General features: G+C 49.4%; 25 protein-coding genes and 1 other annotated feature. Of the genes, 23 read left to right on the forward strand and 2 right to left on the reverse strand.

What is annotated here, in order from left to right; translation table 11 throughout:
• Positions 1 to 175 precede the first annotated feature (175 nt).
• From ftsA to BLD48_RS03025, 22 genes are all read left to right on the forward strand, one after another.
• A complete protein-coding gene (ftsA, locus tag BLD48_RS02920) occupies positions 176 to 1,489 on the forward strand; it encodes a cell division protein FtsA (protein ID WP_014970763.1) in 1,314 nt (437 codons plus the stop codon).
• A gap of 39 nt (positions 1,490 to 1,528) precedes the next feature.
• On the forward strand, positions 1,529 to 2,686 hold the full coding sequence (gene ftsZ / locus BLD48_RS02925; protein ID WP_014970762.1) for a cell division protein FtsZ: 1,158 nt from the start codon (positions 1,529 to 1,531) through the stop codon (positions 2,684 to 2,686).
• An 81-nt stretch (positions 2,687 to 2,767) separates the two neighbouring features.
• Positions 2,768 to 3,544 (forward strand): peptidoglycan editing factor PgeF, encoded by a 777-nt coding sequence (gene pgeF, locus BLD48_RS02930; protein WP_071498885.1) that lies wholly within the window; start codon positions 2,768 to 2,770, stop codon positions 3,542 to 3,544.
• Entirely contained in the window at positions 3,531 to 4,205 is a 675-nt protein-coding gene (locus BLD48_RS02935) for a YggS family pyridoxal phosphate-dependent enzyme (protein ID WP_071498886.1), read from the forward strand. The genes pgeF and BLD48_RS02935 overlap by 14 nt, the downstream gene beginning before the upstream one ends.
• 202 nt (positions 4,206 to 4,407) lie before the next feature.
• Complete coding sequence (locus BLD48_RS02940) at positions 4,408 to 4,731, forward strand: cell division protein SepF (RefSeq protein ID WP_233494514.1); 324 nt, start codon at positions 4,408 to 4,410, stop codon at positions 4,729 to 4,731.
• 2 nt (positions 4,732 to 4,733) lie between these two features.
• Entirely contained in the window at positions 4,734 to 5,006 is a 273-nt protein-coding gene (locus BLD48_RS02945; RefSeq protein ID WP_014970758.1) for a YggT family protein, read from the forward strand.
• Positions 5,006 to 5,779: a YlmH family RNA-binding protein gene (locus BLD48_RS02950; RefSeq protein WP_071498888.1), complete on the forward strand. Its 774-nt coding sequence runs from the start codon at positions 5,006 to 5,008 to the stop codon at positions 5,777 to 5,779. Before BLD48_RS02945 ends, BLD48_RS02950 begins: the two co-directional genes overlap by 1 nt.
• Before the next feature lie 26 nt (positions 5,780 to 5,805).
• Complete coding sequence (locus BLD48_RS02955) at positions 5,806 to 6,327, forward strand: DivIVA domain-containing protein (RefSeq protein ID WP_014970756.1); 522 nt, start codon at positions 5,806 to 5,808, stop codon at positions 6,325 to 6,327.
• Positions 6,328 to 6,558 (forward strand) — a binding site (T-box leader).
• A 58-nt stretch (positions 6,559 to 6,616) separates the two neighbouring features.
• On the forward strand, positions 6,617 to 9,352 hold the full coding sequence (ileS, locus tag BLD48_RS02960; protein WP_071498889.1) for an isoleucine--tRNA ligase: 2,736 nt from the start codon (positions 6,617 to 6,619) through the stop codon (positions 9,350 to 9,352).
• A 73-nt stretch (positions 9,353 to 9,425) separates the two neighbouring features.
• Positions 9,426 to 9,899 carry a signal peptidase II gene (gene lspA / locus BLD48_RS02965; protein WP_071498890.1) on the forward strand — a complete coding sequence of 158 codons (474 nt, stop codon included), beginning with the start codon at positions 9,426 to 9,428 and terminating at the stop codon, positions 9,897 to 9,899.
• A complete protein-coding gene (locus BLD48_RS02970; RefSeq protein WP_071498891.1) occupies positions 9,899 to 10,822 on the forward strand; it encodes an RluA family pseudouridine synthase in 924 nt (307 codons plus the stop codon). Before lspA ends, BLD48_RS02970 begins: the two co-directional genes overlap by 1 nt.
• A gap of 242 nt (positions 10,823 to 11,064) precedes the next feature.
• On the forward strand, positions 11,065 to 11,595 hold the full coding sequence (pyrR, locus tag BLD48_RS02975) for a bifunctional pyr operon transcriptional regulator/uracil phosphoribosyltransferase PyrR (protein WP_071498892.1): 531 nt from the start codon (positions 11,065 to 11,067) through the stop codon (positions 11,593 to 11,595).
• 51 nt (positions 11,596 to 11,646) lie between these two features.
• Positions 11,647 to 12,963, forward strand: coding sequence for a uracil-xanthine permease family protein (locus tag BLD48_RS02980; RefSeq protein WP_071498893.1), 1,317 nt, complete (start codon positions 11,647 to 11,649; stop codon positions 12,961 to 12,963).
• A 138-nt stretch (positions 12,964 to 13,101) separates the two neighbouring features.
• On the forward strand, positions 13,102 to 14,001 hold the full coding sequence (locus BLD48_RS02985) for an aspartate carbamoyltransferase catalytic subunit (RefSeq protein WP_071499090.1): 900 nt from the start codon (positions 13,102 to 13,104) through the stop codon (positions 13,999 to 14,001).
• A gap of 1 nt (position 14,002) precedes the next feature.
• The gene (locus BLD48_RS02990) at positions 14,003 to 15,274 is read left to right on the forward strand and encodes a dihydroorotase (RefSeq protein ID WP_071498894.1); all 1,272 of its coding nucleotides are present in this window, start codon (positions 14,003 to 14,005) and stop codon (positions 15,272 to 15,274) included.
• Entirely contained in the window at positions 15,267 to 16,355 is a 1,089-nt protein-coding gene (locus BLD48_RS02995) for a carbamoyl phosphate synthase small subunit (protein ID WP_071498895.1), read from the forward strand. Before BLD48_RS02990 ends, BLD48_RS02995 begins: the two co-directional genes overlap by 8 nt.
• On the forward strand, positions 16,348 to 19,560 hold the full coding sequence (gene carB / locus BLD48_RS03000) for a carbamoyl-phosphate synthase large subunit (protein ID WP_071498896.1): 3,213 nt from the start codon (positions 16,348 to 16,350) through the stop codon (positions 19,558 to 19,560). The genes BLD48_RS02995 and carB overlap by 8 nt, the downstream gene beginning before the upstream one ends.
• A complete protein-coding gene (locus BLD48_RS03005) occupies positions 19,557 to 20,288 on the forward strand; it encodes a dihydroorotate dehydrogenase electron transfer subunit (RefSeq protein WP_071498897.1) in 732 nt (243 codons plus the stop codon). Before carB ends, BLD48_RS03005 begins: the two co-directional genes overlap by 4 nt.
• Positions 20,285 to 21,214, forward strand: coding sequence for a dihydroorotate dehydrogenase (locus tag BLD48_RS03010; RefSeq protein WP_071498898.1), 930 nt, complete (start codon positions 20,285 to 20,287; stop codon positions 21,212 to 21,214). The genes BLD48_RS03005 and BLD48_RS03010 overlap by 4 nt, the downstream gene beginning before the upstream one ends.
• Complete coding sequence (gene pyrF / locus BLD48_RS03015) at positions 21,189 to 21,887, forward strand: orotidine-5'-phosphate decarboxylase (protein WP_071499091.1); 699 nt, start codon at positions 21,189 to 21,191, stop codon at positions 21,885 to 21,887. Before BLD48_RS03010 ends, pyrF begins: the two co-directional genes overlap by 26 nt.
• Complete coding sequence (gene pyrE / locus BLD48_RS03020; RefSeq protein WP_083412224.1) at positions 21,884 to 22,528, forward strand: orotate phosphoribosyltransferase; 645 nt, start codon at positions 21,884 to 21,886, stop codon at positions 22,526 to 22,528. Before pyrF ends, pyrE begins: the two co-directional genes overlap by 4 nt.
• Positions 22,529 to 22,635: 107 nt before the next feature.
• Positions 22,636 to 23,445 (forward strand): GNAT family N-acetyltransferase, encoded by an 810-nt coding sequence (locus BLD48_RS03025; RefSeq protein WP_071498900.1) that lies wholly within the window; start codon positions 22,636 to 22,638, stop codon positions 23,443 to 23,445.
• An 81-nt stretch (positions 23,446 to 23,526) separates the two neighbouring features.
• Here the strand turns inward: BLD48_RS03025 and BLD48_RS03030 are convergent, their stop codons facing one another.
• Both BLD48_RS03030 and BLD48_RS03035 read right to left on the reverse strand, forming a co-directional pair.
• Entirely contained in the window at positions 23,527 to 24,498 is a 972-nt protein-coding gene (locus BLD48_RS03030) for a zinc-binding dehydrogenase (RefSeq protein ID WP_071498901.1), read from the reverse strand.
• Positions 24,499 to 24,500: 2 nt separating this feature from the next.
• Complete coding sequence (locus BLD48_RS03035; protein ID WP_071498902.1) at positions 24,501 to 24,992, reverse strand: lactoylglutathione lyase family protein; 492 nt, start codon at positions 24,990 to 24,992, stop codon at positions 24,501 to 24,503.
• Between the two features lie 106 nt (positions 24,993 to 25,098).
• On the opposite strand from BLD48_RS03035, the gene BLD48_RS03040 reads away from it, so the two are divergent.
• Positions 25,099 to 25,398 (forward strand): winged helix-turn-helix transcriptional regulator, encoded by a 300-nt coding sequence (locus tag BLD48_RS03040; protein WP_026832583.1) that lies wholly within the window; start codon positions 25,099 to 25,101, stop codon positions 25,396 to 25,398.
• Positions 25,399 to 25,435: the final 37 nt, after the last annotated feature.

Raw genomic sequence — 25,435 nt, forward strand, 5'->3', positions numbered from 1 at the left:
AAAGTGGAGCTATCGTCATCAAATCGTAATCTATTAGATGGGTAAGTTAGGCAATAACTCCTTTTCGTGAGGTTTTTTATAGTGTAGACTTAAACGAGAAGAAGATTGTCTTGATTCCTGTAAATATAAACAGGGACAGTAGGATTAGTATTATGAAAGTGGAGGTGTCACTCCCATGGAAACGAAAGGTACGATTGCCGCGCTAGACATTGGGACATCAGAAGTGAAACTCATTGTCGGTGAACTTCTTGGTGGAACGCTGAATGTGTTGGCAGAAGGATCTGCACCATCCGCCGGCGTCAAGCGAGGTGTCATCGTCGACATCGATCAAACAGTCAATGCCATTAAACAAGCGGTTGCGGAAGTGGAACGTACACTTGGTGAACCGATTGGTGAAGTATATGTAGCAATTTCTGGTGAACATATCCAAGTCAAGGACTGCCAAGGTATGACATCGATCAAAGGCGAGGATAATGAAATCACGGATGACGATGTGAAGGATGTCCTTCATTCAGCAATGGTCATGCGAATTCCAAACGAGCTGAGTGTCGTTGACGTGTTACCTAAAACGTTTACTGTCGATCAGCAAACCGAGATCACGGATCCTCGTGGTATGATTGGTTATCGCCTGGAGGTGACAGGGAAACTGATCATCGGCGCGAAGACGATTCTACATAGCATCAAACGTTCTATTGAACGAGCTGGGCTAGAACTTGCGGGATATGTGCTGGAAAGTCTAGCCGTCTCACGCATTGCAGCTTCGATTGATGAGTTAGAACTTGGTGTCGGGATTGTCGATATCGGACACGAAACGACAACGCTTTCAATCTATGAAAAAAACGATTTAGTGTACTCAACGACACTATCGTATGGCGGAGATCATCTGACACGCGATTTGACGTATAAAATGAATTGTAAATACCAAGATGCGAAACTCGCAAAAGAAGAGTACGGCGTCGCGTTAGAAGCACTGGGTGACCCTGAAGAAAAAGTCTCGTATGTGACGATTAATGGAGAACATCGTTTTGAACCACAAACGGAAATTGGTTTCGTACTCGAAGCCCGTCTTGAAGAAATTTTTGAGATGATTCAGAAGCGAATGACGCAAGCCGGTTATTCACAAATGAATAGTGGCATCATTCTTTGCGGCGGAAGTTCATCGTTGCCTGGGATTGATCAGCTTGGTAAACGCATCTTCAAACAAAGTGTCAACGTCTATCAGCCCGCAAGTTTAGGGATTCGTCATCCGAAGTATGCTGTAGCTGCTGGGATGTTACGATATGTTCTCTCAAGAAGTACGGTTTCGAAGTCCGGGTTTGACCGGGCAGATGAAAAGGGAACTAGTGCACAAGGGCGTGAACAACGTGAACAAGAAGAACTGTTGACGAAAGCATCACAAGCGCCCGTACGCGAAGATCGAACACCGCGGGAACAGCCTCCAAAAGAACGGAAGTCATTCAGTAGTTTCTTTGAGAAATTTTTCGGTTAAATAAAAAATTATCAGTAAAAAAAATAGGGGGCCCCTTTTATGTTGCATTTTGATGAAATGATGGACCAAGTAGCTAAAATCAAAGTCATCGGAGTAGGTGGCGGTGGATCAAACGCTGTCAACCGAATGATTGAACATGGTGTCCAAGGCGTAGAATTCATCGCTGTCAACACGGATGCACAAGCGTTAAATATGTCTAAAGCTGATGTTAAGCTTCAATTGGGTGCAAAATTGACACGCGGTCTTGGTGCCGGAGCGAATCCTGAAATCGGGAAAAAAGCGGCAGAAGAAAGCCGTGAGCAGTTGACGGAAATTCTGTCTGGTGCCGATATGGTCTTTGTCACTGCTGGAATGGGTGGTGGTACCGGAACAGGTGCTGCACCGGTCATCGCAGAAATTTCTAAAGAAATCGGTGCTTTGACAGTTGGTGTCGTTACGAAACCGTTCATGTTCGAAGGCCGCAAGCGGATGCAACATGCTGTTTCAGGCGTACAGAACTTTAAAGAAAAAGTCGATACACTCATCGTCATCCCGAATGATAAATTGCTTGAAATCGTCGATCGCAACACGCCGATGCTCGAAGCATTCAAAGAGGCGGATAACGTGCTTCGCCAAGGGGTTCAAGGGATTACGGATCTAATCGCCGTTCCTGGTCTCATCAACTTGGACTTCGCGGATGTAAAAACGATCATGACGGAAAAAGGTTCAGCCCTGATGGGTGTTGGTGTCGCAACTGGTGAACACCGTGCGACAGAAGCCGCGAAAAAAGCAATCTCAAGTCCATTGCTTGAAACATCAATCGAAGGTGCAAAAGGTGTCTTGATGAACATTACGGGAAGTGCGAACCTGAGCCTCTACGAGGTAACGGAAGCGGCCCAAATCGTCCAAAGTGCTGCGGATGAAGAAGTTAACTTGATCTTCGGTTCAGTCATCAATGACAACTTGGAAGATGAAATCATCGTCACAGTCATTGCAACTGAATTTGAAAACGAACCACTCGATTTCGAAATTCCTTCCGCACAAGAGATGATGAAAAACTTGCTCAAGAAAAAGCAAGCGAGTCCGTCACCAGTGGCAGAAGAACCAAAACCACAAGTCGAAGAGACACCTAGTAGCTCGAACCAAGAACCAGCGAGAGGGTCAGATGTCGAAGAGACGATGGATATTCCTTCTTTCCTTCGTCGGAATAATCGTTAATCCGGTATTCCAGAGACACAACTGCTAGAAAAGAGGTGTCGCGTAAGCGACACCTCTTTTTTTAAAAAAGGATGGGATGAGATGTTTGGTCAATGGATAAAATGGGATACCCCAACAGGAACCGTTCGAGCAGCATTTACGACAAAGTTTTCAGGACCGCATGGAAATGGGAATCTTGGACTCCATGTCAATGATGAGGCAGCAGGAGTCATCGGAAATCGTCAAGTCATCGTCCGTCAACTGGAGTTGTCTCTTGAAAATTCAGTCTGGGCAGAACAGGTTCATGGCAATCATGTCGAGCAGGTGACGACACTTGACTCTGGTCGGGGAGCGTCGGATTATGAGACGGCGGTCAAAGGCACGGATGGCTTGGTGACGACGGATTCTAACGTCTTGTTGATGATGTTGTTCGCGGACTGTGTCCCCCTTATTTTTTGTGACCTACGAACCGGGATCATTGCGAACATCCATGCGGGATGGCGGGGAACGGTAGCGAACATCGTCGAAGCAACGTTAATGAAGATGGAGCAGGCAGGAGCAGACCGTTCTTCCATTCAGATGGTGATTGGTCCGTCTATTCGCGAGTGCTGTTATGAAGTCGATGGTCCAGTATTAGAAGCCATCGACCGACTTCAGCTAGAAGAATCTCCTTATACTAAAAAAGGAAACGGAAAAGCAATGTTATCTCTTCAAAAAACAAACGCGATGTTAGCGGAGCGGAGTGGAGTCGGGGACGTACTCGATACAGGAATTTGTACGAACTGCCAGGCCGCCGACTATTTCTCCTATCGCCACGGCGATCATGGAGGACGATTTGCTAGTTTGATTGTAAAGGAGTCTCTCGATGTCAATTTCTGAAAACGTACGATTGGTTCAGCAAAACATGAAACAGGCACATGAAAAAAAGACAGATCAAAAAAAGCAGGTACAATTGATTGGCGTGACGAAATCAGTGTCAAGTGAAGTCGCTGCCGAGTTGCTTGCAGCAGGTGTGACGGCGCTCGGTGAAAATCGTCCAGAAGGACTGACCGATAAACAAGCAGCTCTCGGCCGTGATGTGTGCGAATGGCATTTTATCGGTACGCTTCAAACCCGTAAAGTCCGCCAAGTCATCGATCAGATTGATGTCTTACATTCATTAGATCGTCTTCACCTAGCAGAAGAGATCAACAAGCGAGCAAAACGACCTGTCGATTGTTTTGTCCAAGTCAATGTGTCCGGTGAAGAATCGAAACAAGGGATCGAACCGGCTGACCTACACTCGTTTTTACATGAAGTGGGGCAGTATCCGATGGTTCGTGTCATCGGATTGATGACGATGGCACCATTGACGGAAGATACAGATACGATTCGGTCGGTCTTTCAATCGCTTCGTCAATTACGCGATGAAGTAGCGGTCCGTCATCTTCCGTACGCACCGTGTACGGAACTATCGATGGGTATGTCTTCCGACTACGAGATTGCCATCGAAGAAGGGGCGACGTATGTCCGGGTTGGTACTGTTTTGGTACAACCATAAAACTGTCCAGAAATGTGAAAGGAGAATCGATATGGGATTCAAATCGAAAATGCAAAATCTGTTTCTCGGTAACACAGAAGATTTAGACGAACTCGAATATGAAAATGATGCTACAATAAATAAAGGTAGAGGTGCTTCACAGCAAGAATATGAGGAGTTTTATGAGGAATCTACCCCGAATATTACTCAAAAGGAGGACCCTGTGAGACAATCCAACATCGTGCCAATCCATACTAAAAAGACAAAGTCACAAGTCATCTTAAGTGAACCGCGTGTGTTTAACGAAGCGCAGGAAATTGGAGAACATCTTCGCCAAAATCGTGCCGTTATCGTGAACATGCAACGGATGTCGAAAGACCAATCACGCCAAATGATTAATTTCTTGTCGGGTGTCGTGTTTGCTCTTGACGGGACGATTACGACGATTAGTCAAAACACACTCCTCTGTGTTCCGAACAATGTCGAGTTAGCTGGAAGTATTTCGAACTTACTCGGAGAAGACGATATCAACCATAAGGGGTGGTAAGCATGGATTCACAGGTCATGTACGCAATCGGGCGTACATTGAGTACGTTACTTCAATATTACAGTTACGTGATGATCGGTTACATTTTACTTTCATGGTTCCCGAATGCTCGGGAATCTAAATTCGGTCAAGTATTAGCGATGTTAGTCGAACCGTTCCTCGCACCGTTCCGACGGATTATCCCGCCCATCGGAGGTATGCTTGACATTTCACCAATCGTTGCCTTTCTGGTGCTTAATCTGGCACAGTCAGGTATTCGAGCAATCTTCTTGTAATGAGTGTCTATGATCATTATCGCGGACATGAGCGGGAGTTCGTCGATCTCGTCTTAAACTGGATCGACCATGTCGAAGCGACCTATACGTTTAAAGTGACAGATTTTCTGGATCCGCGTGAACAACAGATCACACGAGAACTCGTCGGAACAAAATGTGCCCTCTTTTTTGAGGGCGGTTTTGAAGGCGCAGAACGACAACGTGCTTTGATTGCACCTGATTACTATGATCTCGATGCAAACGATTTTGATATTGCCATTTATCGTATCCATTATCCTACCAAATTCGTAGAATTATCGCATCGACAGGTCACAGGGACATTGTTGAACGTCGGGCTGAAGCGAGGGAAATTTGGGGACGTCGTGATTCAAGATCAAGTCGTTCAGTTTGCGGTCGCAAAAGAAGTGGCTTCTTATATCGAAGCCAACGTCGAGCGTGCCGGAAAAACCAAAATCCGTTTGTCGGTCGTTGATTTCGAAGAACAACTGAAAATTAAGGAGCAGGAATGGCAAGAAGAGTTGGGGTTTGTCAGCTCCTTACGGTTTGATACCGTGGTCAGTGAAATTCTTGGCTTTTCACGGCAAAAATCACAAAGTTTGATTAAACAAGGTGAAAGTAAAGTCAACTATAAAATCGTTGAAGATCCTAGTTTTCTGTTAGAAGAAGGGGATTTATTGTCCCTTCGAGGAACAGGGCGCGTCAAGCTGATTGCCGTCCTTGGGTCAACGAAACGGGATCGAATCAAATTGCAATACGGTCTGTTAAAAGGGTAACCAACAAGCTGAGGGAGGATTTCATCATGCCATTGACGCCACTTGATATTCACAATAAGGAATTTACACGTAAGTTTCGCGGCTATGACGAAGATGAGGTCAATGAATTTCTTGATCAAGTCATCAAGGATTTTGAATTGTTATTACGAGAAAACCGCCAACAACAAGAAGTCATTCAAAACATGCAATCCCGTGTTGATTATTTCAGCTCGATGGAAGGAACATTAAACAAATCCATCATCGTAGCGCAAGAAGCCGCGGAAGAAGTGAAAGCCAACGCGACGAAAGAAGCGAGCTTGATCGTCAAACAAGCCGAACGTGAGGCAGAACAGCTCCAAGATGCTGCGCAACGTCGTGCCCAACGAACAGACTTCGAGGTCGAGCAGATGCGTAAAAAAATCGAGCTCTATCGAAACCGGTTTAAAGTATTGATCGATGCGCAGATGGAATTACTGACAAGCCATGACTGGGATGCGTTTGATAGTTCGACCCGCGGTGCGCTTGACGAGATTCCGGCAGTTGCGTATAATGACGACGATGTCATATAAGTTAAATCAATGAGAAGGACACGTCTTTTATCAGGATACTGTCAGCGAATCGGGGACTGGTGTGAGCCCGATCAGTAAATGAAAAAAGATATCCCCTTTGAGTGCGAAACTGAACGCTTGATCAGTAAGTTTCGTCGTTTCGCCTCCGTTATCGGGCTCTTAAGTGGTAATCTGTTCGTTAGGATTGCTAGTAGGGTGGTACCGCGAGTTCAAGCCAAATTCGTCCCTATCAGGGGATGAGCTTGGCTTTTTTTTGTACGTAAAATACAGACAAGTGAGGGATTGCCAGATGGAGTACAAAGATACGTTATTGATGATGAAGACGGAATTTCTAATGCGAGGAAACTTGCCGAAACGTGAACCAGACATGCAGGCACGTTGGAACGAAATGAATCTATATGAAGCAGTCCAGGAAAAAAATGTTGGGAAACCGACGTTCATCTTGCATGATGGTCCTCCTTATGCCAATGGTGATATCCACATGGGGCACGGTTTAAATAAAGTCTTAAAAGATATCGTCGTCCGTTACAAATCGATGAACGGTTTCCGTTCACCGTACGTACCAGGTTGGGATACGCACGGATTGCCGATTGAAACGGCCCTGCAAAAAGCGGGCGTCGACCGCAAATCGATGTCGGTTGCTGAATTCCGTAAGTTATGTGCGAAATATGCACTCGAGCAGGTCGATCATCAACGCGAACAGTTCAAACGCCTTGGTGTGTTAGGGGATTATGACAACCCTTATATCACACTACAACCGGAATTCGAAGCGGCACAAATTCGTCTGTTTGGTGATATGGCGAACAAAGGCTACATCTACAAAGGGAAAAAACCGGTCTATTGGTCGCCTTCTTCGGAATCAGCTCTCGCAGAGGCAGAAATCGAATATCAAGATAAACGTTCTGCTGCCATCTACGTCGCCTTCCAAGTCATGGACGGGAAAAACATTCTTGAACCGACGGATCATTTCGTCATCTGGACGACGACACCGTGGACGATTCCGGCGAACCTTGGGATTTCCGTCAGCGGTGAGTTGACATATGCACGGATTGAACACGAAGGAAAAGGATATATCGTTGCCGAGACACTTGTACCGGAAGTCATCGAAGCACTGGGCTGGGAAGAAGCGACGGTCGGTCGTGTCTTCAACGGAGCAGACTTCGAATACATCAAAGCGAAACATCCGCTTTATGATCGCGAATCACTCGTCATGCTCGGCGATCACGTCACGGCGGAAGCAACTGGTGTCGTTCATACAGCACCTGGACACGGGGAAGATGACTTTAGAATCGGTCAGGCGTATGGACTGGATGTCCTTTGCCCGGTTGACGACAAAGGTGTCATGACGGCAGAAGCACCTGGTTTTGAAGGCATGTTCTATGAAGATGCGAACAAAGAAATCGGAATTGCGTTAGAAGAAGCCGGCGCGTTGTTGAAATTGTCGTTCATCAAACACTCGTATCCACACGATTGGCGGACGAAAAAACCGGTCATCTTCCGGGCGACACCCCAGTGGTTCGCTTCGATCAAAGACTTCCGGGCGGAAATCCTTGATGAAATCAAAGGCGTTCAATGGGTACCGGAATGGGGCGAAACCCGCCTGCACAACATGTTTAAAGACCGGGGAGACTGGGTCATTTCGCGTCAACGGGCGTGGGGGGTACCACTGCCGATCTTCTATGCGGAAGATGGCACGGAAATCGTCACACCGGAAACGATTGACCATATCGCGAATCTGTTCGCAGAATATGGATCAAACGTCTGGTATGAGCGTGAAGCAGTTGACTTGTTACCGGAAGGATTTACGCACCCGGCAAGCCCGAATGGTGTCTTCAAAAAAGAAACAGACATCATGGATGTTTGGTTTGACTCCGGTTCCTCGCATGCGGGTGTGTTAGAAGCACGTCCGGAGCTTGAGCGTCCAGCGGATCTTTATCTTGAAGGATCGGACCAATACCGTGGGTGGTTCAACTCATCCCTTTCGACAGCAGTCGCAACGACAGGGAAAGCACCATATAAAGCGGTCGTCAGTCACGGATTCGTCCTCGACGGACAAGGACGGAAGATGTCGAAATCCATCGGAAATACGATTGCGCCGATCCAAATCATGCAACAGTTTGGTGCTGAGATTCTCCGTCTGTGGGTGGCATCAGTCGATTATCAGTCTGATGTTCGGGCATCGATGGATAACTTCAAACAAGTTTCGGAATCCTACCGGAAAATCCGGAACACGGTCCGCTTCTTACTCGGAAACCTGGATCAATTTGATCACACGACACATCGCGTCACATTTGCTGACTTGCCGGAATCGGATCGCTTCATGCGGACGAAACTGGATCAACTCATCGGCAAAGTAAAAGCGGCGTATGATGCCTATGACTTTATGGCAGTATATCAACTGTTGCATAACTTCTGTGTCCTTGACTTGTCTTCGTTCTATCTCGATTACACGAAAGATATCTTGTACATCGAAAAAGAAGATGCACCGGCGCGTCGTGCCGTTCAAACGGTCATGTATGATACGGTCGTCACACTGTTACAACTGATGGCACCGGTCTTACCGCATACAGCAGACGAAGCATGGGAATTTGTCCCGGGCGTCGAGACGGCAAGCATCTTCCTGACGGATCTTCCGGAAACACCGGAAGTGACGGAAGAAGGACTCGCGTTGATTGCGAAATGGAACAGTTTCCTCGTTTTCCGTGATGATGTCTTAAAAGCACTCGAAGAAGCGCGTGCTGAGAAACTTGTCGGGAAAACACTGGAAGCGAAATTAAAGCTTGCACCAAACGCTGAAACAACAGCATTGCTTGCGACGATCGAACACTTGGAACAGTTATTACAAGTCTCACAGATTGAATTTGTAGAATCTGCTGAAAAGACATACGGAACAACTGCGATCACGGTTCTCAAGGCAGACGGGGAGAAATGTGAACGATGCTGGACATATTCGACTGAACTTGGTCAAGATTCGGCTCATCCGACACTTTGCCCACGTTGTACTGAAGTCGTCAATTCTTTATAATGAATCAGTGAGGGGCAGCTACGGCGACTTCGTAGCGGTCCTTCACTATTTTTTTGATGTGGAGGAAAAAAGAATGTGGCTTTACTTAGCGATTGCTGCTGTACTCGTAGGAGTGGATCAACTGACGAAATGGATTGTCGTCCAACAGATGACGATTGGTCAGGCGATTGAGATCATTCCGAATTTCTTTTATCTGAATTCATACCGGAATCGTGGCGCAGCCTGGGGAATGCTCGAAGGGAAGTTTGGTTTTTTCTTTTTGATCACCGTCGTTGTCGTCATCGGATTGATTTATTTTCTGTATAAAGAAGGAACTGAAAACAAAGTATTTGCTTGGAGCGTCGCCTTGTTATTAGGTGGGGCAATCGGAAATTTCATCGATCGGATGGCACGTGGAGAAGTCGTCGACTTTTTTCATTTTTATCCGTTCGGGTATAATTTTCCGATATTCAATGTCGCAGACGTCTGTTTGACGTTTGGGGTGATTTTGATGCTGATCAGCGTCATGTTTGAAGAGCGTTTGACTAAGAAGGGAACGATTGATTAATGAATGAACAAAATGAATGGGCTGTAAAAGCCAATGGTGCAACAGGACGAATCGATAAATGGTTAGCAGAACAACAAGACTGGTCACGTTCACAAGTACAGGACTGGTTAAAAGCAGGTCATGTCGAAGTCGATGGTCGAATCGTCAAACCGAACTATAAGATGTCCGGAACGGAAGAAATCCTCGTCCGGATACCGGAAGCGGTTGAACTGGAAGTCTTACCGGAAAACATCCCGCTTGACGTCGTCTATGAAGACAGTGATGTCATCGTCATCAATAAACCAAAAGGCATGGTCGTCCATCCGGCAGCAGGACATGTATCCGGGACACTCGTCAATGCGTTACTTCACCACTGCCAGGATTTATCCGGCATCAACGGGGTAAAACGTCCGGGGATCGTCCACCGGATCGACAAGGATACATCCGGTCTCTTGATGGTTGCTAAAAATGACTTGGCGCATGAATCACTTGCGCAACAACTAAAAGACAAAACGACGGAACGTCTTTATATCGCATTAGTGCATGGAGAAATTCCCCATGAACTCGGGACGATCGAAGCACCGGTTGGTCGTGATAAAAACGACCGTCAACGGATGACGGTGACGGATAAAAATTCAAAAGCTGCCGTGACGCACTTCCGTGTTCTCGAGCGCTATGAAGGGTTCACGGTCGTCGAATGTAAGCTCGAGACAGGACGGACGCACCAAATTCGTGTCCACATGCGTTACATCGGTTTCCCGCTTGCCGGAGATCCGAAATATGGACCACGGAAGACGATGAAAATGAACGGTCAAGCGCTTCATGCCGCGGTTCTTGGATTTAAGCACCCACGCACTGGCGAAATGCTGAACTTTGAGGCGCCTTTGCCGGAAGAGATGACGTTTGAGATCAGTCAGTTGAAAAAACTTGAATTAGAGTCTTGACGTTTTTCTAATAAAACGGTAGAGTATCACCTAGAGAGCGATGCGAGACATCTGCCTCGAACAACCGGTCGTCCGCGTTGACGATCCTACCCATAGCACACCTTTAAACGAGTCCGGAGAGGCTACGAAAGGGAGACACTTCATTTGTGTAGATACGTGTAGCGCAAGCTGCCCACACTTATTGTCTTCAACAACCTCCTGCGACTTTGCGCAGGAGGTTTTTTTGTAGAAAGGAGCAAGTGATGAAACCATCCATCATTTTAGATGAAGCGGCAATCAGTCGTGCGTTGACACGCATCGCCCATGAAATCATCGAACGTAACAAAGGAATTGATCAACTGATGATCGTCGGCATCAAGACACGCGGTGAGACATTGGCCTGCCGCCTGGCCCGCCGGATTGAGGAGATTGAAGGAAAACCGGTGTTACTCGGTGTCGTCGACATCTCGATGTACCGGGATGACTTATCGAAAAAAAGTCTGGAGCCGGAAATCAAAGGCACGGACATGCCGGAGACAGTGACAGGAAAGATCATCGTCCTGGTCGACGACGTCCTATACACCGGACGCACCGTCCGCGCTGCCATGGATGCACTCGTTGATCACGGTCGTCCGAGTATGATTCAACTCGCTGTCCTCGTCGACCGGGGACACCGGGAACTTCCGATTCGACCAGATTTCATCGGCAAGAATGTCCCGACATCACGTGAAGAACAAGTCGTCGTCGCCTTATCTGAAGTCGATGACGCCGATCAAGTATTTATCAAACGTTAAACACAAATACCTTTAACGTGGTCCAGAGAGACCAGAAAGGGAGTTATCCTTATGAAAACCCACACAGCGATTCTTGATGTACAAGAACGGCCAAAACACCCCCTCCAGTGGCTGATGCTCAGCCTTCAACATGTCTTCGCGATGTTTGGCGCGACGGTCCTTGTTCCGTTATTGACGGGACTGAACACGTCCGTTGCCCTCGTCGCGAGCGGAGTCGGCACTTTGATTTTCCTCGCCGTCACACGCTTTAAAGTCCCGACGTACTTAGGTTCAAGTTTTGCTTATATCGTTCCGATCATTGCCGTCAGTGAACGCTGGGGAGTCGAGGATGCGCTTGTCGGCGGAATGGTCGCAGGGCTGGTCTACGGAATTGTTTCTCTGGTCATCACGTATACCGGTGTCGGTTGGCTGATGAAACTCTTGCCGCCGGTCGTCATCGGACCCGTCATCATGGTCATCGGCTTATCACTTGCTCCGACTGCTGTCAACATGGCGATGAATGATGCGGACGGTAACTACAGCGGTACCTTGTTCTTTGTCGCCTTGACGACACTTGCCGTCACGTTGCTTGCCATGACGTACTTCAAAGGAATGTGGAGTACAGTGCCGATCCTGTTCGGCATTCTGACGGGATACCTGGCCGCTGTCGCTGTGGGAATCGTCGATTTCACTTCACTGAAACAAGCAAGTTTCTTCCAGATTCCGAACTTTACGGTACCGTTCCTGGATTACTCCCCAACCTTGAACTGGGCAGCACTTGCGCTCATCGTCCCTGTCACGCTTGTCACCTTGACAGAACACATCGGAGAACAAAAAGTGACATCACGGATCATCGGGCGCGAGACGCTTCTTGATCCGGGTATGCACCGGACGGTTCTCGGAGACGGTTTGGCGAAGACGATTGCGTCGATGCTCGGTGGTCCACCGGTGACGACGTACGGTGAAAATAACGGTGTCATGGCCATCACCCGCGTCTACAGCGTCTTTGTCCTCGGGGGAGCAGCCGTTCTTGCCATCAGCTTCGGTTTCCTTGGCTATGTCGAAGGGTTCATCAAAACGATTCCGACACCTGTCATGGGTGGCATCAGTATCTTATTATTCGGTGTCATCGCGTCAAACGGTCTCCGGACATTGGTTGAAAGTAAAGTCGATCTTGCAGACAAACGAAACTTGACGATTACGGCCGTCATCCTCGTCATTGGAATCGGTGGGGCCGCTTTAAAAATTGGCAACTTCTCGTTAGAAGGAATGGCACTAGCGACAATTCTAGGTATCCTCCTGAATCTGGTCTTACCGAAAACGAATACCGAAGTGGAAGAAAAGGAACAAGAAACACAACAACCGAAACGAGCAGCTAACGACTTTTAAGACGTTCCAGAGAGAACGATAAAGTGGAGGCCCTTCAGAAACAGGTGGCAACATCTGTCTTCTTCAGCGCACCTTCACATCAGAAGGTGCGCTTTTTTGCGGCCCAAAGGAGAGAAAAACATGCAGACACGACAACGGATTGCCCATTTTACGAGTCTTGACGAACTATCGACAAAAGAGATTGAACGGTTGATTGAGCGGGGACTACAACTGAAAAAAGGAGCACCCGTCCAACCGCTTCCGACGAAAACCGTCGCCAACTTATTTTTTGAACATTCGACACGCACCAAATGTTCGTTTGACATGGCGGAACATCATCTCGGACTGCACGTTCTGCCGTTTGAGACAGCAACCTCTTCCGTTCAAAAAGGTGAGACGTTACTCGATACGTGTAAAACGTTACAGGCGATCGGAGTTGATGCACTCGTCATCCGTCACGGAGACACCGGCTACTACGAACAGTTACAATATCATTTGTCCATTCCGATCATCAATGCCGGGGACGGAAGCGGACAGCATCCATCACAATCGTTGCTGGATTTGATGACGATGTATGAAGTGTACGGCAATGTGATCGACAAGACAGTGGTCATCTGCGGAGATCTCAGACATAGCCGTGTCGCAAGGTCCAATGCCCATGTCTTACAACGATTAGGGGCAACGGTGATTGGGTCTGGTCCTCGTGAATGGTTCGATGAGACGATGGGAATCGAATACCGAGAGATTGACGAGGCGTTTGCAAGTAGCGATATCATCATGTTGCTCCGCGTCCAGCACGAACGTCATCTTGCCGATCAAGACTTTCGTGCAACGGATTATCATCAGCACTACGGATTGACTCACAAACGGATGGAACTGCTTCGTCCAAGCGCCATCATCTTACATCCTGCTCCCATCAATCGTGGTGTTGAAATTGCTGGAGAACTCGTCGAACATCCACAATCACGGATCTTTGATCAGATGACGAACGGTGTATTTGCACGAATGGCGATTTTAGAACGGGCTTTTGAGACCTCAACGACAAAGGAGACGATATAAGATGGCAATCCGAATTGATCATGCAAAGTGGTACAAAAATGGGGAACTGCAAGAGTCGAGCATTCGCATCGAAAATGGCGTCTTTACGGATCTCTATACGACACCAATCGAGACGGATCAGGTGATTGATGCAAAAGATTATTTGGTTGCACCTGGTTTTGTTGATATCCACGTCCATTTACGCGAACCGGGCGGCGAGCATAAAGAGACGATCGCGACCGGGACGGCAGCAGCGGCAGCAGGCGGGTTTACGACGATTTGTCCGATGCCCAACACACGACCGGTTCCGGACGATCGGGAGACGCTTGACGCACTTGTTAAAAAGATTGAAGAGACGGCATCCGTCCGTGTTTTCCCTTATGCGGCGATTTCAAAAAATCAGCTAGGGCAGGAACTCGTCGCGTTCGAACAGTTGACCGATGCCTTCGCCTTCACGGATGACGGAGTGGGTGTCCAAAGTGCTGCCGTCATGCGAGAAGCGATGACACGCGCTGTTGCCGTCAATAAAAGTATCATCGCCCATTGTGAGGATGATTCGCTCAAGGCAGGTTGTGTCCATGAAGGGGCATACAGCCGACGAGAAGGATTACAAGGGATTCCATCACTCGCGGAAAGCATTCATATCGCCCGCGATGTCTTGATTGCGGAAGCGACCGGTTGTCATTATCATGTCTGTCATGTTTCGACGAAGGAATCCGTCCGGGTGATCCGGGATGCGAAACGGGCAGGCACTCGGGTGACGGCGGAAGTCACGCCGCATCATCTTGTCTTGACGGAGGACGACATCGTCGGACGCGATCCAAACTTCAAGATGAACCCGCCACTTCGGAACGAAGCAGATCGCCAAGCCCTGCTCGAAGGTCTACTGGACGGGACAATCGATTGTATCGCGACCGATCATGCCCCGCATGCAGCAGAGGAAAAAGCACTTGGTATCGAGCGCGCACCGTTCGGAATTACTGGATTTGAGACGGCCTTTCCCCTGCTTTATACGAAACTGGTCGAACCCGGTATCTTACCGCTTGACCGGTTGTTGGACTGGATGTCACGCAGACCGGCCGATTTGTTTGCTTTACCGTACGGACGGATTGAAGTCGGCGCACCCGCCGATCTTGTCCTGCTCGACCTTCAGACGGCTCGAACGGTACAACCGGACCAGTTTCTCTCGAAAGGGAAAAACACACCATTTCGTGGGGAACAATTAACGGGCTACCCGATCTTGACGCTCGTCGGTGGAGAAATTGTATTCAAGGGGGAAATGACACATGTCTAAACGGACGTTGATTTTAGAGGATGGAATGGTTTTTGAAGGAGAAGCGTTTGGTTCGAGCGAGGTGACGATGGGAGAGGTGGTCTTCCAGACGGGGATGACAGGGTATCAAGAGATGTTATCCGATCCTTCCTACTGTGATCAAATGATTGTTTTAACCAATCCGTTGATTGGCAACTACGGCATGAACCGCGATGACTATGAAACGACCCGACCACTTGCGAAAGCGCTGATTGTCCGGGAAGTCTGTCACACACCATCGAACTTCCGCTCCCAGACGTCTCTTGCAGCGGCATTAGAGGAGTTCAACATTCCCGGGCTGACAGGAATCGATACCCGTCAGTTGACCCGACATTTGCGCTCAAAAGGAGTCATGCGGGGACTCCTCGTCGATGGAGCGTATGATTTGTCCGAGCAACTGAAACGGATTCAACAGATGACGCTTGCGACCGATCAAGTCAAGCGGGCTTCGACGGAACGGGCCTATGTCATTCCGGGTGCCGGTCCCCGGATCGTACTTGTTGATTTCGGCGCCAAACTCGGCATCATCCGAGAATTGGTCCGACGCGGATGCGAGGTCGTCGTCGTCCCGCACGACGTGACGGCAAAGGAAGTGTTGCGTTACGTACCAGACGGTGTCATGTTATCGAACGGTCCCGGGAATCCAAAAGATGTCCCGACGGCGATTCCCTTAATTCAAGAACTGACCGGTCAAGTCGTCATCTTCGGAATCTGTCTCGGTCATCAATTGATTGCTTTGGCGCATGGAGCAGATACGTTTAAGTTACCGTTTGGTCACCGTGGAGCGAACCATCCGGTCGAAGATCTTCAAACGGGACAAGTCAGTATCACGTCACAAAATCATGGTTATGCTGTCGAAGAACAGTCGCTGGTCGGGGTGGATCTCAAGCTGACGCACCGAGCAATCAATGATGGGACTGTCGAAGGCATCCGGCATACGACCCACCCCGTCTTTTCCGTCCAATATCATCCGGAAGCATCGCCAGGACCGATGGATGCCAATGATTTATTTGATCAATTTTTAACAGAAATCACGAATCAACAGGAGGTCTCTCATGCCTAAACGTCAAGATATTCAAAAGATTCTCGTTATCGGGTCCGGTCCAATTGTCATCGGACAAGCGGCAGAATTTGATTATGCCGGAACACAAGCCTGCCAAGCCTTAAAAGAGGAAGGGTACGAAGTTGTTCTCGTTAACTCCAATCCGGCGACCATCATGACGGATCCGACAGTAGCGGACCGCGTGTACATCGAACCGTTACAAGCAGAATTTGTATCCCGGATCATCCGGAAAGAACGTCCCGATGCGTTACTCGCGACACTCGGCGGACAAACAGGTCTGAATCTCGCCGTTGAACTGGATCGACTGGGTGTTCTTGCCGAATATGGCGTCGAGCTACTTGGGACAAAACTGACGGCGATTGAGGAAGCGGAAGATCGTGATTTGTTCAGAAAATTGATGTTTAGACTCGGACACGGTGTTCCGGAAAGTGAGATCGTGCATACGGTCGAAGAAGCCGAACAATTTTGTGCGAAAATCGGTCTGCCGATCATCATTCGACCGGCGTATACGCTCGGTGGAACTGGTGGCGGAATCGCTGAAACGATGGACGAGTTCATCCGGATTGTCGAAGGTGGACTCAAAGCCAGTCCGGCGACACAAGTCTTACTTGAAAGATCAATTGCCGGTATGAAAGAAGTCGAATTTGAAGTCATGCGTGACGCGACGAACCAGGCCATCATCGTCTGTGCGATGGAAAACTTTGATCCGGTCGGCGTCCACACGGGCGATTCCATCGTCTTTGCCCCGACCCAAACGTTATCCGACCGCGATTATCAGATGATGCGCAACGTGTCGCTTGATATCATTCGCGCGCTTGGTATCGAAGGCGGATGTAACATCCAATTCGCGTTAGATCCGGCGAGCTTCACGTATTATGTCATCGAAGTGAATCCACGGGTGTCCCGTTCTTCAGCACTGGCTTCGAAAGCGACGGGTTATCCGATTGCCAAACTGGCTGCTAAAATCGCCGTCGGGTATGCCTTATCCGAGTTGAAAAATCCGATTACGGAAACGAGTTTTGCCTCGTTTGAACCGGCACTCGACTATGTCGTCGCAAAGATTCCCCGCTGGCCGTTTGATAAGTTTGAATCGGCCGACCGGACTCTCGGCACCCAAATGAAAGCGACGGGGGAAGTCATGGCAATGGGACGGACAATGGAGGAAGCCTTGCTTAAAGCAGTCCGTTCGCTTGAAATCGGTCAATCCGATTTACACATGACACGTTTTGCTGAAATGAAGGAAGCCGACCTGCTCCACCATATCGTCAAAGCGACGGACGAACGACTGTTTGCCCTCTATGCCGGTATCGAACGCGGTTATACAGTCGAACAGCTGCACGAATGGACGAACATCGACCGGTTGTTCTTAGAAAAACTGCATCATATCTACCGAATTGAACAAGATATTGTCAAGCAGGGATTGACGCAAGAGCGGCTGCGGCATGCGAAACGGTATGGCTTCAGTGATGTGATGCTCGCCCGGATCACGAAACAAACCGAGACGGCTGTCCGGCATGTCCGAAACGAAGCGGAACTGCATCCGGTCTATAAAATGGTTGACACCTGTGCAGCGGAATTTGCGTCCGATACACCGTATTACTATGGCACGTATGAGGTCGAAAATGAGGCGACACCAACGACACGGCCGTCGATTCTTGTCCTCGGTTCGGGACCGATCCGGATCGGACAAGGTGTGGAGTTTGATTACGCGACGGTTCATTCCATTCAAGCGATTCGCGAAGCGGGATATGAAGCCATCATCGTCAACAATAATCCGGAGACGGTCTCAACCGATTTCTCGATTTCCGACCGCCTGTATTTTGAACCGTTGACGACGGAGGATGTGCTGGAAGTCATCCGAAACGAACAGCCGATCGGGGTCATCGTTCAATTCGGCGGACAGACGGCAATCAATCTCGCCGAATCGCTTGAAGCGGAAGGGGTTAAAATTCTTGGAACGGCGCTTGAGGATCTGGACCGGGCAGAAGACCGGAAACAGTTTGAAGCGGCATTGACACAGCTTGAAATTCCGCAACCTCCTGGGAAAACTGCCGTCACCGTGGCAGAAGCGACAGAAGCGGCAAACGAGCTCGGATACCCGGTCCTCGTCCGCCCGTCTTATGTCCTCGGCGGACGCGCGATGGAAATCGTCTACGGAGAACAGGAACTGGAACATTATATGAAACATGCCGTCATCGCCTCACCGGAACGTCCGGTTCTCGTCGACCGTTATTTGACCGGAATGGAGCTTGAGGTGGATGCGATTTGTGACGGAGAAGATGTCGTTATCCCTGGGATCATGGAACATATTGAACGGGCCGGCGTCCACTCCGGGGATTCAATCGGTGTCTATCCGCCGCAACGGGTACCACAAACGATTAAGGACTTGATCGTCGACTATACGACACGAATTGCCAAAGCTTTCCGGATTAAAGGATTACTCAACATTCAATTCGTCTTCGCGGACGGAGAGCTGTATGTGCTCGAAGTCAATCCGCGGGCAAGCCGGACAGTACCGTTCATCTCAAAAGTCACGGGATTACCGGTTGCACGGTTGGCGACGAATGTCATCTTAGGGGATACGCTCGCTTCTTACGGATTGACGAGCGGTGTCTTACCGGAAGAAGAACTGGTCTCTGTTAAAGTGCCGGTCTTCTCCTTTGCGAAGCTGAAGGAAGTCGACCCGTCGCTCGGACCGGAAATGAAATCGACCGGAGAAGTCATTGGAACGGACCGGACACTCGAAAAAGCACTCTACAAAGGGTTGCTGGCGTCCGGCATGGCGATTCCAGAACATGGGCGGGTCTTACTGACTGTCGCGGATCAGGATAAACAGGAAATGCTCGATCTCGCCAAACGCTTTACGGCACTCGGCTTTACACTCCTCGCAACTGCTGGAACAGCAGGATTCTTATCCGAACAGGGATTACGCGTCCAAGTCGTCGGAAAAATCGGTTCAGAAAAAGGATCGATGCTTGATCTGATTGAAAAAGCGGAAGTCGAATACGTCATCAATACGATGAGTCGTGATTCGCAAGTCACGAAAGACGGCTTCATCATTCGCCGGGCGGCAGCAGAAAACAATGTCGTCTGTCTGACCTCACTTGATACAGCGGAAGCGTTGTTACGGGTCATCGAAAGTCTGTCCTTTGAAGCGAGTCCGATTCAGCAGTTCGATTACATGAAAAAGGCGGTGACTCGATGATTCAACTCTTGACCGTCGTGACACGACGACAAATTGCTTCAGGCGCGACAGAATTAATCTGTCGCCGGCCTGACGCGACGGCAATCGAACCAGGTCGTTTCATGCATTTACGGGTCGGTCCGTTGTTACGTCGACCAATCTCGATCGCCAACGTCGAAGGAGATTTAATCACGTTTTTATTCAAGGAAATCGGTCAAGGGACAAAAGAATTGGCTCGTCTTCGGGCAGGTGATCAAATCGATGCGCTCGGTCCACTCGGAAACGGGTTTCCGGTCGAGCACGTCGCAAGTGATGCCAAGGTTGTCTTGGTAGGCGGAGGTATCGGGGTTCCGCCGCTGTATTATACGATGCGTCAGTTGATCGAACGGGGAATTGCCTGCGAAGCGATTTTGGGATTCGATACGGCAGAAAGCGTCTTTTATGAAGACGAGTTTCGAAAACTCGGTCCGACAACTGTGACGACCATCGACGGTACAACGGGAATCAAAGGATTCGTGACGGCAGCGCTCGATAGCAGCCGGTTCGATACGTTGTTCGCCTGTGGACCTGAACCGATGCTACGCTCCATTCAACAGGTTCCGATCAAACACAAGTTTTTATCGATTGAAAACCGGATGGGATGCGGCATCGGAGCGTGTTTCGCCTGTGTCTGTCCGACACCGGACGGGCACTACGTCAAAACCTGTTCCGATGGTCCGGTCTTCCGAGCAGAAGAGGTGATCCTATGAATCGTCTGAAGGTTTCGTTACCCGGTCTGAATTTAAAAAATCCAATCATTCCGGCGTCCGGATGTTTCGGGTTCGGGGAAGAGTTTGCCAAACTATATGATTTATCGATGCTTGGCGGCATCATGATCAAAGCAGCGACCGGAGAAGAACGGTATGGCAATCCGACGCCGCGTGTCGCGGAGAGCGGGATGGGGATGCTGAATGCCATTGGCTTACAAAATCCCGGTGTCGACGGCATCATCGCCCATAAGTTACCGTTTCTCAGTCAGTTTGATACGGAAATCATTGCGAACGTGGCCGGCTCGACACCAGAAGAGTATGAAGAAGTCACAAGACGAATCAGCCGGAATCCGGTCGTCAAAGCGATCGAACTGAATATCTCTTGTCCAAACGTTAAGTCCGGCGGATTGCAGTTTGGAACGGATCCGAGGATGGCGGCCGAGCTGACACGGCGCGTCAAAGCAGTTTCCGAAAAACCGGTCTATGTGAAATTGTCTCCGAACGTCACTTCGATCGTTGAGATGGCCGAAGCGGTCGAACAGGCGGGAGCGGATGGACTGACGATGATCAATACATTAGTTGGCATGCGGATCGACGTCCGGACGGGTCAACCGATTCTCGCCAATCGCATCGGAGGCTTGTCCGGACCTGCCATCAAACCGGTCGCCGTCCGGATGATTCACGACGTCGCCCAAGCTGTCACGATTCCAATCATTGGGATGGGCGGCGTCATGGAAGTCGATGATGTGCTGGAGATGATTTACGCGGGCGCGTCAGCGGTAGCGGTTGGAACGGCGAACTTTGTGAATCCATTCATCTGTCAGGAACTGATTGCTGCCTTACCGAAACGAATGGACGAGTTAGGGATTGAACACATCTTGGACATCAGGGGGAAAGCATATGGAGCAGCTTTACATCGCGCTTGATTTTCAGTCGGCCGATCAAGTCGAACGTTTTTTAAAGAAATTGGCACCACACCGTCCGGCTGTCAAAATTGGGATGGAGCTGTATTATGCGGAAGGACCTGCCTTTGTCCGGCATTTGACAAGTCAAGGACATGATGTCTTTCTGGACTTAAAGGTACATGACATTCCGGAGACCGCCCGGCGGACGATGCGTGTTATTGGCCAGCTTGGTGTTGAATTGACGAACGTCCACGCGGCAGGTGGGAAAACAATGATGCAGGCAGCCCTCGCAGGATTACGAGAGACTTCAGCGGACACACGGTTAATTGCCGTCACCCAACTGACATCGACTGATCAAGCGATGTTAACCGACTTAATGATTCCCCAACAGATGGACAATGTCGTCGCGCACTATGCCCACGAAGCAGAACAGGCCGGTCTCGACGGAGTGGTTTGCTCAGCTATTGATACAGCACACATCAAGGCAGTATGTCGACCGGGGTTCCAACTGGTCACCCCGGGAATCCGGCCGAAAGGGACGGATACGAACGATCAAAAACGGATTGCGACGGTAACGGATGCACGACGTAACGGGGCAACGGATCTCGTCATCGGACGTGCCATCACGCAGGCAGAGGATCCGAAAGTCATCTATGAAGCATTGCTCTCAGAATGGAAGGGGATAAAACAATGAATCAACTCGCGAAGGCTTTACTCGAAATCGAAGCGGTCACGTTAGCACCGACTACACCCTATACATGGGCGAGTGGATTGCGCTCCCCGATTTATTGCGACAACCGGCTGACCTTATCCAGTCCGGCGGTCCGGACGTTGATTGCCGACCAACTGGCGGAACGAATCCGACCATTGAACGCCGATGTCATCGCCGGGACGGCGACAGCGGGCATTCCGCATGCGGCGCTGGTCGCAGAACGACTGGGTCTTCCAATGATTTATATCCGCGGGAGTGCGAAGGGACACGGGAAAGGAAATCAGATTGAAGGACGTCTGCAAGCCGGACAACGCGTCGTCGTCGTGGAAGATTTATTGTCGACAGGGATGTCTTCGATCGAAGCCACACAAGCGGTCGAAGCAGCAGGAGCAACTGTCGTCCGGATTCAGGCCATCTTCTCTTACGGTATGTCACGACTGAAGGAAAACTTAACGGTTGCCGAAGTGGAAGCGGACGCTTTACTGACGTTTACGGAATTACTGGAGACGGCTGTCGAGACGGCTTACATTTCAAAAAAAGAACAGGACGCTTTACGGACCTGGTCAGTCGATCCGGTGAAGTGGAGTGAAGCGTTCCTAGCGGTCAGCAAACAAAATGGATGACGGCATCGTTAGCAAAGTCACCCGAGCATGGCGGAAAAGATGAGAATCGTCCGTCATGTGTTCTTTTTTTTGATACACTGAAAACAAAGAAAAGGAGCTGTTTTCAGATGTTGACCCATTATCGCGATTATGAGAGCTTCAAACAGGTTGCCGTCCCGATACTCGAACGACGACCCGATGTCCACCAGTTGCCGCTCGGCATACTGGAGCGGGGAGATGTGCCGATCTTGATGGCGATTGCGGAAGAGGGAGACCGGACAATCGTTGTCCTGCAAACGATTGAAGAGCAGGCGATCCTGGCAGGTGATGTCTTTACATACGAAGGAATTCGAAAGTTATCGCGGATTTTGAACTGTCCCGGATATGTCGGTGAGCAGGCGATCATCGAGCCGTTGCTTGCTTCGCACAGCCCGTTTCAAATCAAGATGGATCAAGGGATTTATGCTTTGACGACGGTCATTCCTCCCGTGACGCTCGACTACGAATTCCGTTTGGTCGAGGAACGATTTGCGAAGCAGGCCGTTGCGTTTGGCTGGTCATTCATCCAGGAGACCGGTGCCCTGCCGGCGACGGAACGAAGCCGACTGAAGAATGAACAAACGATTCGAAAACATATTCAGGCCGAAACCTTGTTTGGTTTGTTTGACGGTGACCAGTTGCTCGCGATGGCTTCATCCAGTCGACCAACTTCATCCGGAGTGACGATTTCATATGTCTTCACCCCGCAAAAATGGCGAAAACAAGGGATTGCCTCTTACTTAGTGGCATGTCTGTCCGAATATTTGTTACAACGGTATCCGATGGTGTCGCTGTACACGGACTGGTCCAATCCGACGTCGAATAAGATTTATCAAGCAGTCGGCTTTGAACTCGTCGGACGTTCAGTACAAATTACGAAACGTCCGAAATACCAATGACCGGATGACGGCATGAAAAACAGCTGCGCTTTCCTGAATCAGGAGGAAGCGCAGCTGTTTTTTTGATAGAAATAAGATAATTTAAAACGTCGCAATGATTTTCCCGCGGACGTGGCGTTCTGACAGACGTTGTAAGCCTTTGACAATGTCTGCCGCTGGAAGTTCTTCCGTGACGAGCGAATCCAGTTCTTTTGCAGCAACAAGCTTTAGAAGCTCACGCGCCATATGACCGAGATTCCGGATGGCGCGGTCATCATCGCTCGCATAAGCAGCAGCGAGTGCGACTTCATGGATCGACGGTGAGAGCGTGAATGGTTTGACGACCGATTGATCGGGACCACCGGCGATGAAGGCAAGTTGACCGGAAAAAGCGAGTCGTCCGAGATCAGCTGTTGCTTCGTCTCGACCTACCGTGTTGAAAATCAAATCAGCACCACGACCGTTCGTCCAGCCTCGGATGACTTCCGTCACGTTCTCTTTTTTATAGTCGATGGCAAGATCCGCACCGAGGTTCTTGACCCAATCGTGATTCTCCGTCGAGGCAGTCGTCGCGACGGAAAGTCCGAGACGTTTGGCGAGTTGGATCCCGATCCCGCCGACACCACCCGCACCGGCGTGAATGAGGATAGTTTCTTTGCCGGTCGTGTTCATCTTCTGAACGATTGCTTCATACGCTGTCATCCCGGCACAAAGAATCGCGGCTGCCTCCGAAAAGCTGACAGCGTCCGGAATTTTGGCCAAAGCACGGGCGTCGACGACGGCATATTCCGCAAAAGCCCCGTTTTTTTGTAGATTCGTATGAATCGCCACACGTTCTCCGACTTGGATATCCGTTACGTCTGTACCTACCTGTTCGACGATACCAGTCAAATCAACACCCGGAATATGCGGATACGTCCAAGCAGGATTCTTCGTCGCTTTGTAGTCGACCGGATTCAGGGCGACGGCTTGGACACGAATCAAGGCTTCACCTGTTGAGGGAGCCGGTGTTTTGACATCCGTATACACCCAATTTTCGATCGTTGTTCCTGTTTCATTGAGCCATGCTTTCATGATTAATACGCTCCTTCCGAGTAGGTCAATTCATAAGAATGGGAGTAGAGTTCAACCAGGTTGCCGAACGGATCTTCGCAGTAGACCATCCGGTAGGGTTTTTCGCCCGGATAATATTCACGGATCGGCATCCGTTGTTTGCCGCCGTGCGCGATGATTTTTTCGACCATGCCTTCGATATCGGGATCTTGGATCGAATAATGGAAAATACCGGTCTTCCAGAATTCAAAGTTGTTTTCCGGTTGTTCGTTGTTCGGGAACTCAAACAATTCGATCCCGACCCGGTCACCCGTCGCCATGTGGGCAATGCGGAATTTCTCCCAGCCTGCTCCGAAGACATCCGTGCACATGACGCCGATCGGCGAATCATCCTCCACGACATCAGATGGTTCCATGATGATGTACCACCCCATCACCTCTGAGTAAAACGAAATGGCTTGTTCGAGATTCGGGACAGACAGTCCGATATGCGAAAAATTACGTGGATAGGTCATACCATCGATCTCCTTTGCTTTTTGATTTACGACAACGATAACTTACGATACACTCGACTGCATAGTACGCACTTTGAAGTAACTACCTGAAGGAGAGACAGAAGCAATGACGACAGAACAATTTCCAGTCAACCGGGCGCTTGCCATCATCGGCGGAAAATGGCGTCCACAGTTATATTGCACGTTAGAGGACGGTCCGAAACGTTTTTTAGAGTTGCAACGCGCGATTCCCGGAATTTCGAGGAAAGTCTTGACCGATCAATTAAAGGAGCTCGAACGGCTCGGGATGGTCGAACGGATTGAATTTGACGAAGCTGTCTTACATGTCGAGTACCGGTTGACAGACGCCGCTTATACGTTACAACCGGCGATGAAAGGTTTATGTGCCTGGGGAGAAGGGAACTAATCTTTCTGTTGATATCATTAATCTCAGGAGGTTATTT

It is taken from the genome of Exiguobacterium sp. KRL4, from assembly GCF_001870785.1.
In the GTDB taxonomy this organism is placed as follows: domain Bacteria; phylum Bacillota; class Bacilli; order Exiguobacteriales; family Exiguobacteriaceae; genus Exiguobacterium_A.

What these genes read in the sequence shown, in the direction of transcription:
- lspA (WP_071498890.1), top strand. Translation starts at nt 9,426, where the DNA reads ATGTGGCTTTACTTAGCGATTGCTGCTGTACTCGTAGGAGTGGATCAA.
- pgeF (WP_071498885.1), top strand. Translation starts at nt 2,768, where the DNA reads ATGTTTGGTCAATGGATAAAATGGGATACCCCAACAGGAACCGTTCGA.
- BLD48_RS02970 (WP_071498891.1), top strand. Translation starts at nt 9,899, where the DNA reads ATGAATGAACAAAATGAATGGGCTGTAAAAGCCAATGGTGCAACAGGA.
- BLD48_RS03030 (WP_071498901.1), bottom strand. Translation starts at nt 24,498, where the DNA reads ATGAAAGCATGGCTCAATGAAACAGGAACAACGATCGAAAATTGGGTG.
- BLD48_RS03035 (WP_071498902.1), bottom strand. Translation starts at nt 24,992, where the DNA reads ATGACCTATCCACGTAATTTTTCGCATATCGGACTGTCTGTCCCGAAT.
- BLD48_RS02980 (WP_071498893.1), top strand. Translation starts at nt 11,647, where the DNA reads ATGAAAACCCACACAGCGATTCTTGATGTACAAGAACGGCCAAAACAC.
- BLD48_RS03025 (WP_071498900.1), top strand. Translation starts at nt 22,636, where the DNA reads ATGTTGACCCATTATCGCGATTATGAGAGCTTCAAACAGGTTGCCGTC.
- BLD48_RS03005 (WP_071498897.1), top strand. Translation starts at nt 19,557, where the DNA reads ATGATTCAACTCTTGACCGTCGTGACACGACGACAAATTGCTTCAGGC.
- pyrE (WP_083412224.1), top strand. Translation starts at nt 21,884, where the DNA reads ATGAATCAACTCGCGAAGGCTTTACTCGAAATCGAAGCGGTCACGTTA.
- BLD48_RS03010 (WP_071498898.1), top strand. Translation starts at nt 20,285, where the DNA reads ATGAATCGTCTGAAGGTTTCGTTACCCGGTCTGAATTTAAAAAATCCA.
- ftsZ (WP_014970762.1), top strand. Translation starts at nt 1,529, where the DNA reads ATGTTGCATTTTGATGAAATGATGGACCAAGTAGCTAAAATCAAAGTC.
- pyrF (WP_071499091.1), top strand. Translation starts at nt 21,189, where the DNA reads ATGGAGCAGCTTTACATCGCGCTTGATTTTCAGTCGGCCGATCAAGTC.
- BLD48_RS02950 (WP_071498888.1), top strand. Translation starts at nt 5,006, where the DNA reads ATGAGTGTCTATGATCATTATCGCGGACATGAGCGGGAGTTCGTCGAT.
- ftsA (WP_014970763.1), top strand. Translation starts at nt 176, where the DNA reads ATGGAAACGAAAGGTACGATTGCCGCGCTAGACATTGGGACATCAGAA.
- BLD48_RS02945 (WP_014970758.1), top strand. Translation starts at nt 4,734, where the DNA reads ATGGATTCACAGGTCATGTACGCAATCGGGCGTACATTGAGTACGTTA.
- BLD48_RS02995 (WP_071498895.1), top strand. Translation starts at nt 15,267, where the DNA reads ATGTCTAAACGGACGTTGATTTTAGAGGATGGAATGGTTTTTGAAGGA.
- BLD48_RS02955 (WP_014970756.1), top strand. Translation starts at nt 5,806, where the DNA reads ATGCCATTGACGCCACTTGATATTCACAATAAGGAATTTACACGTAAG.
- BLD48_RS02935 (WP_071498886.1), top strand. Translation starts at nt 3,531, where the DNA reads ATGTCAATTTCTGAAAACGTACGATTGGTTCAGCAAAACATGAAACAG.
- pyrR (WP_071498892.1), top strand. Translation starts at nt 11,065, where the DNA reads ATGAAACCATCCATCATTTTAGATGAAGCGGCAATCAGTCGTGCGTTG.
- carB (WP_071498896.1), top strand. Translation starts at nt 16,348, where the DNA reads ATGCCTAAACGTCAAGATATTCAAAAGATTCTCGTTATCGGGTCCGGT.
- BLD48_RS02990 (WP_071498894.1), top strand. Translation starts at nt 14,003, where the DNA reads ATGGCAATCCGAATTGATCATGCAAAGTGGTACAAAAATGGGGAACTG.
- BLD48_RS03040 (WP_026832583.1), top strand. Translation starts at nt 25,099, where the DNA reads ATGACGACAGAACAATTTCCAGTCAACCGGGCGCTTGCCATCATCGGC.
- ileS (WP_071498889.1), top strand. Translation starts at nt 6,617, where the DNA reads ATGGAGTACAAAGATACGTTATTGATGATGAAGACGGAATTTCTAATG.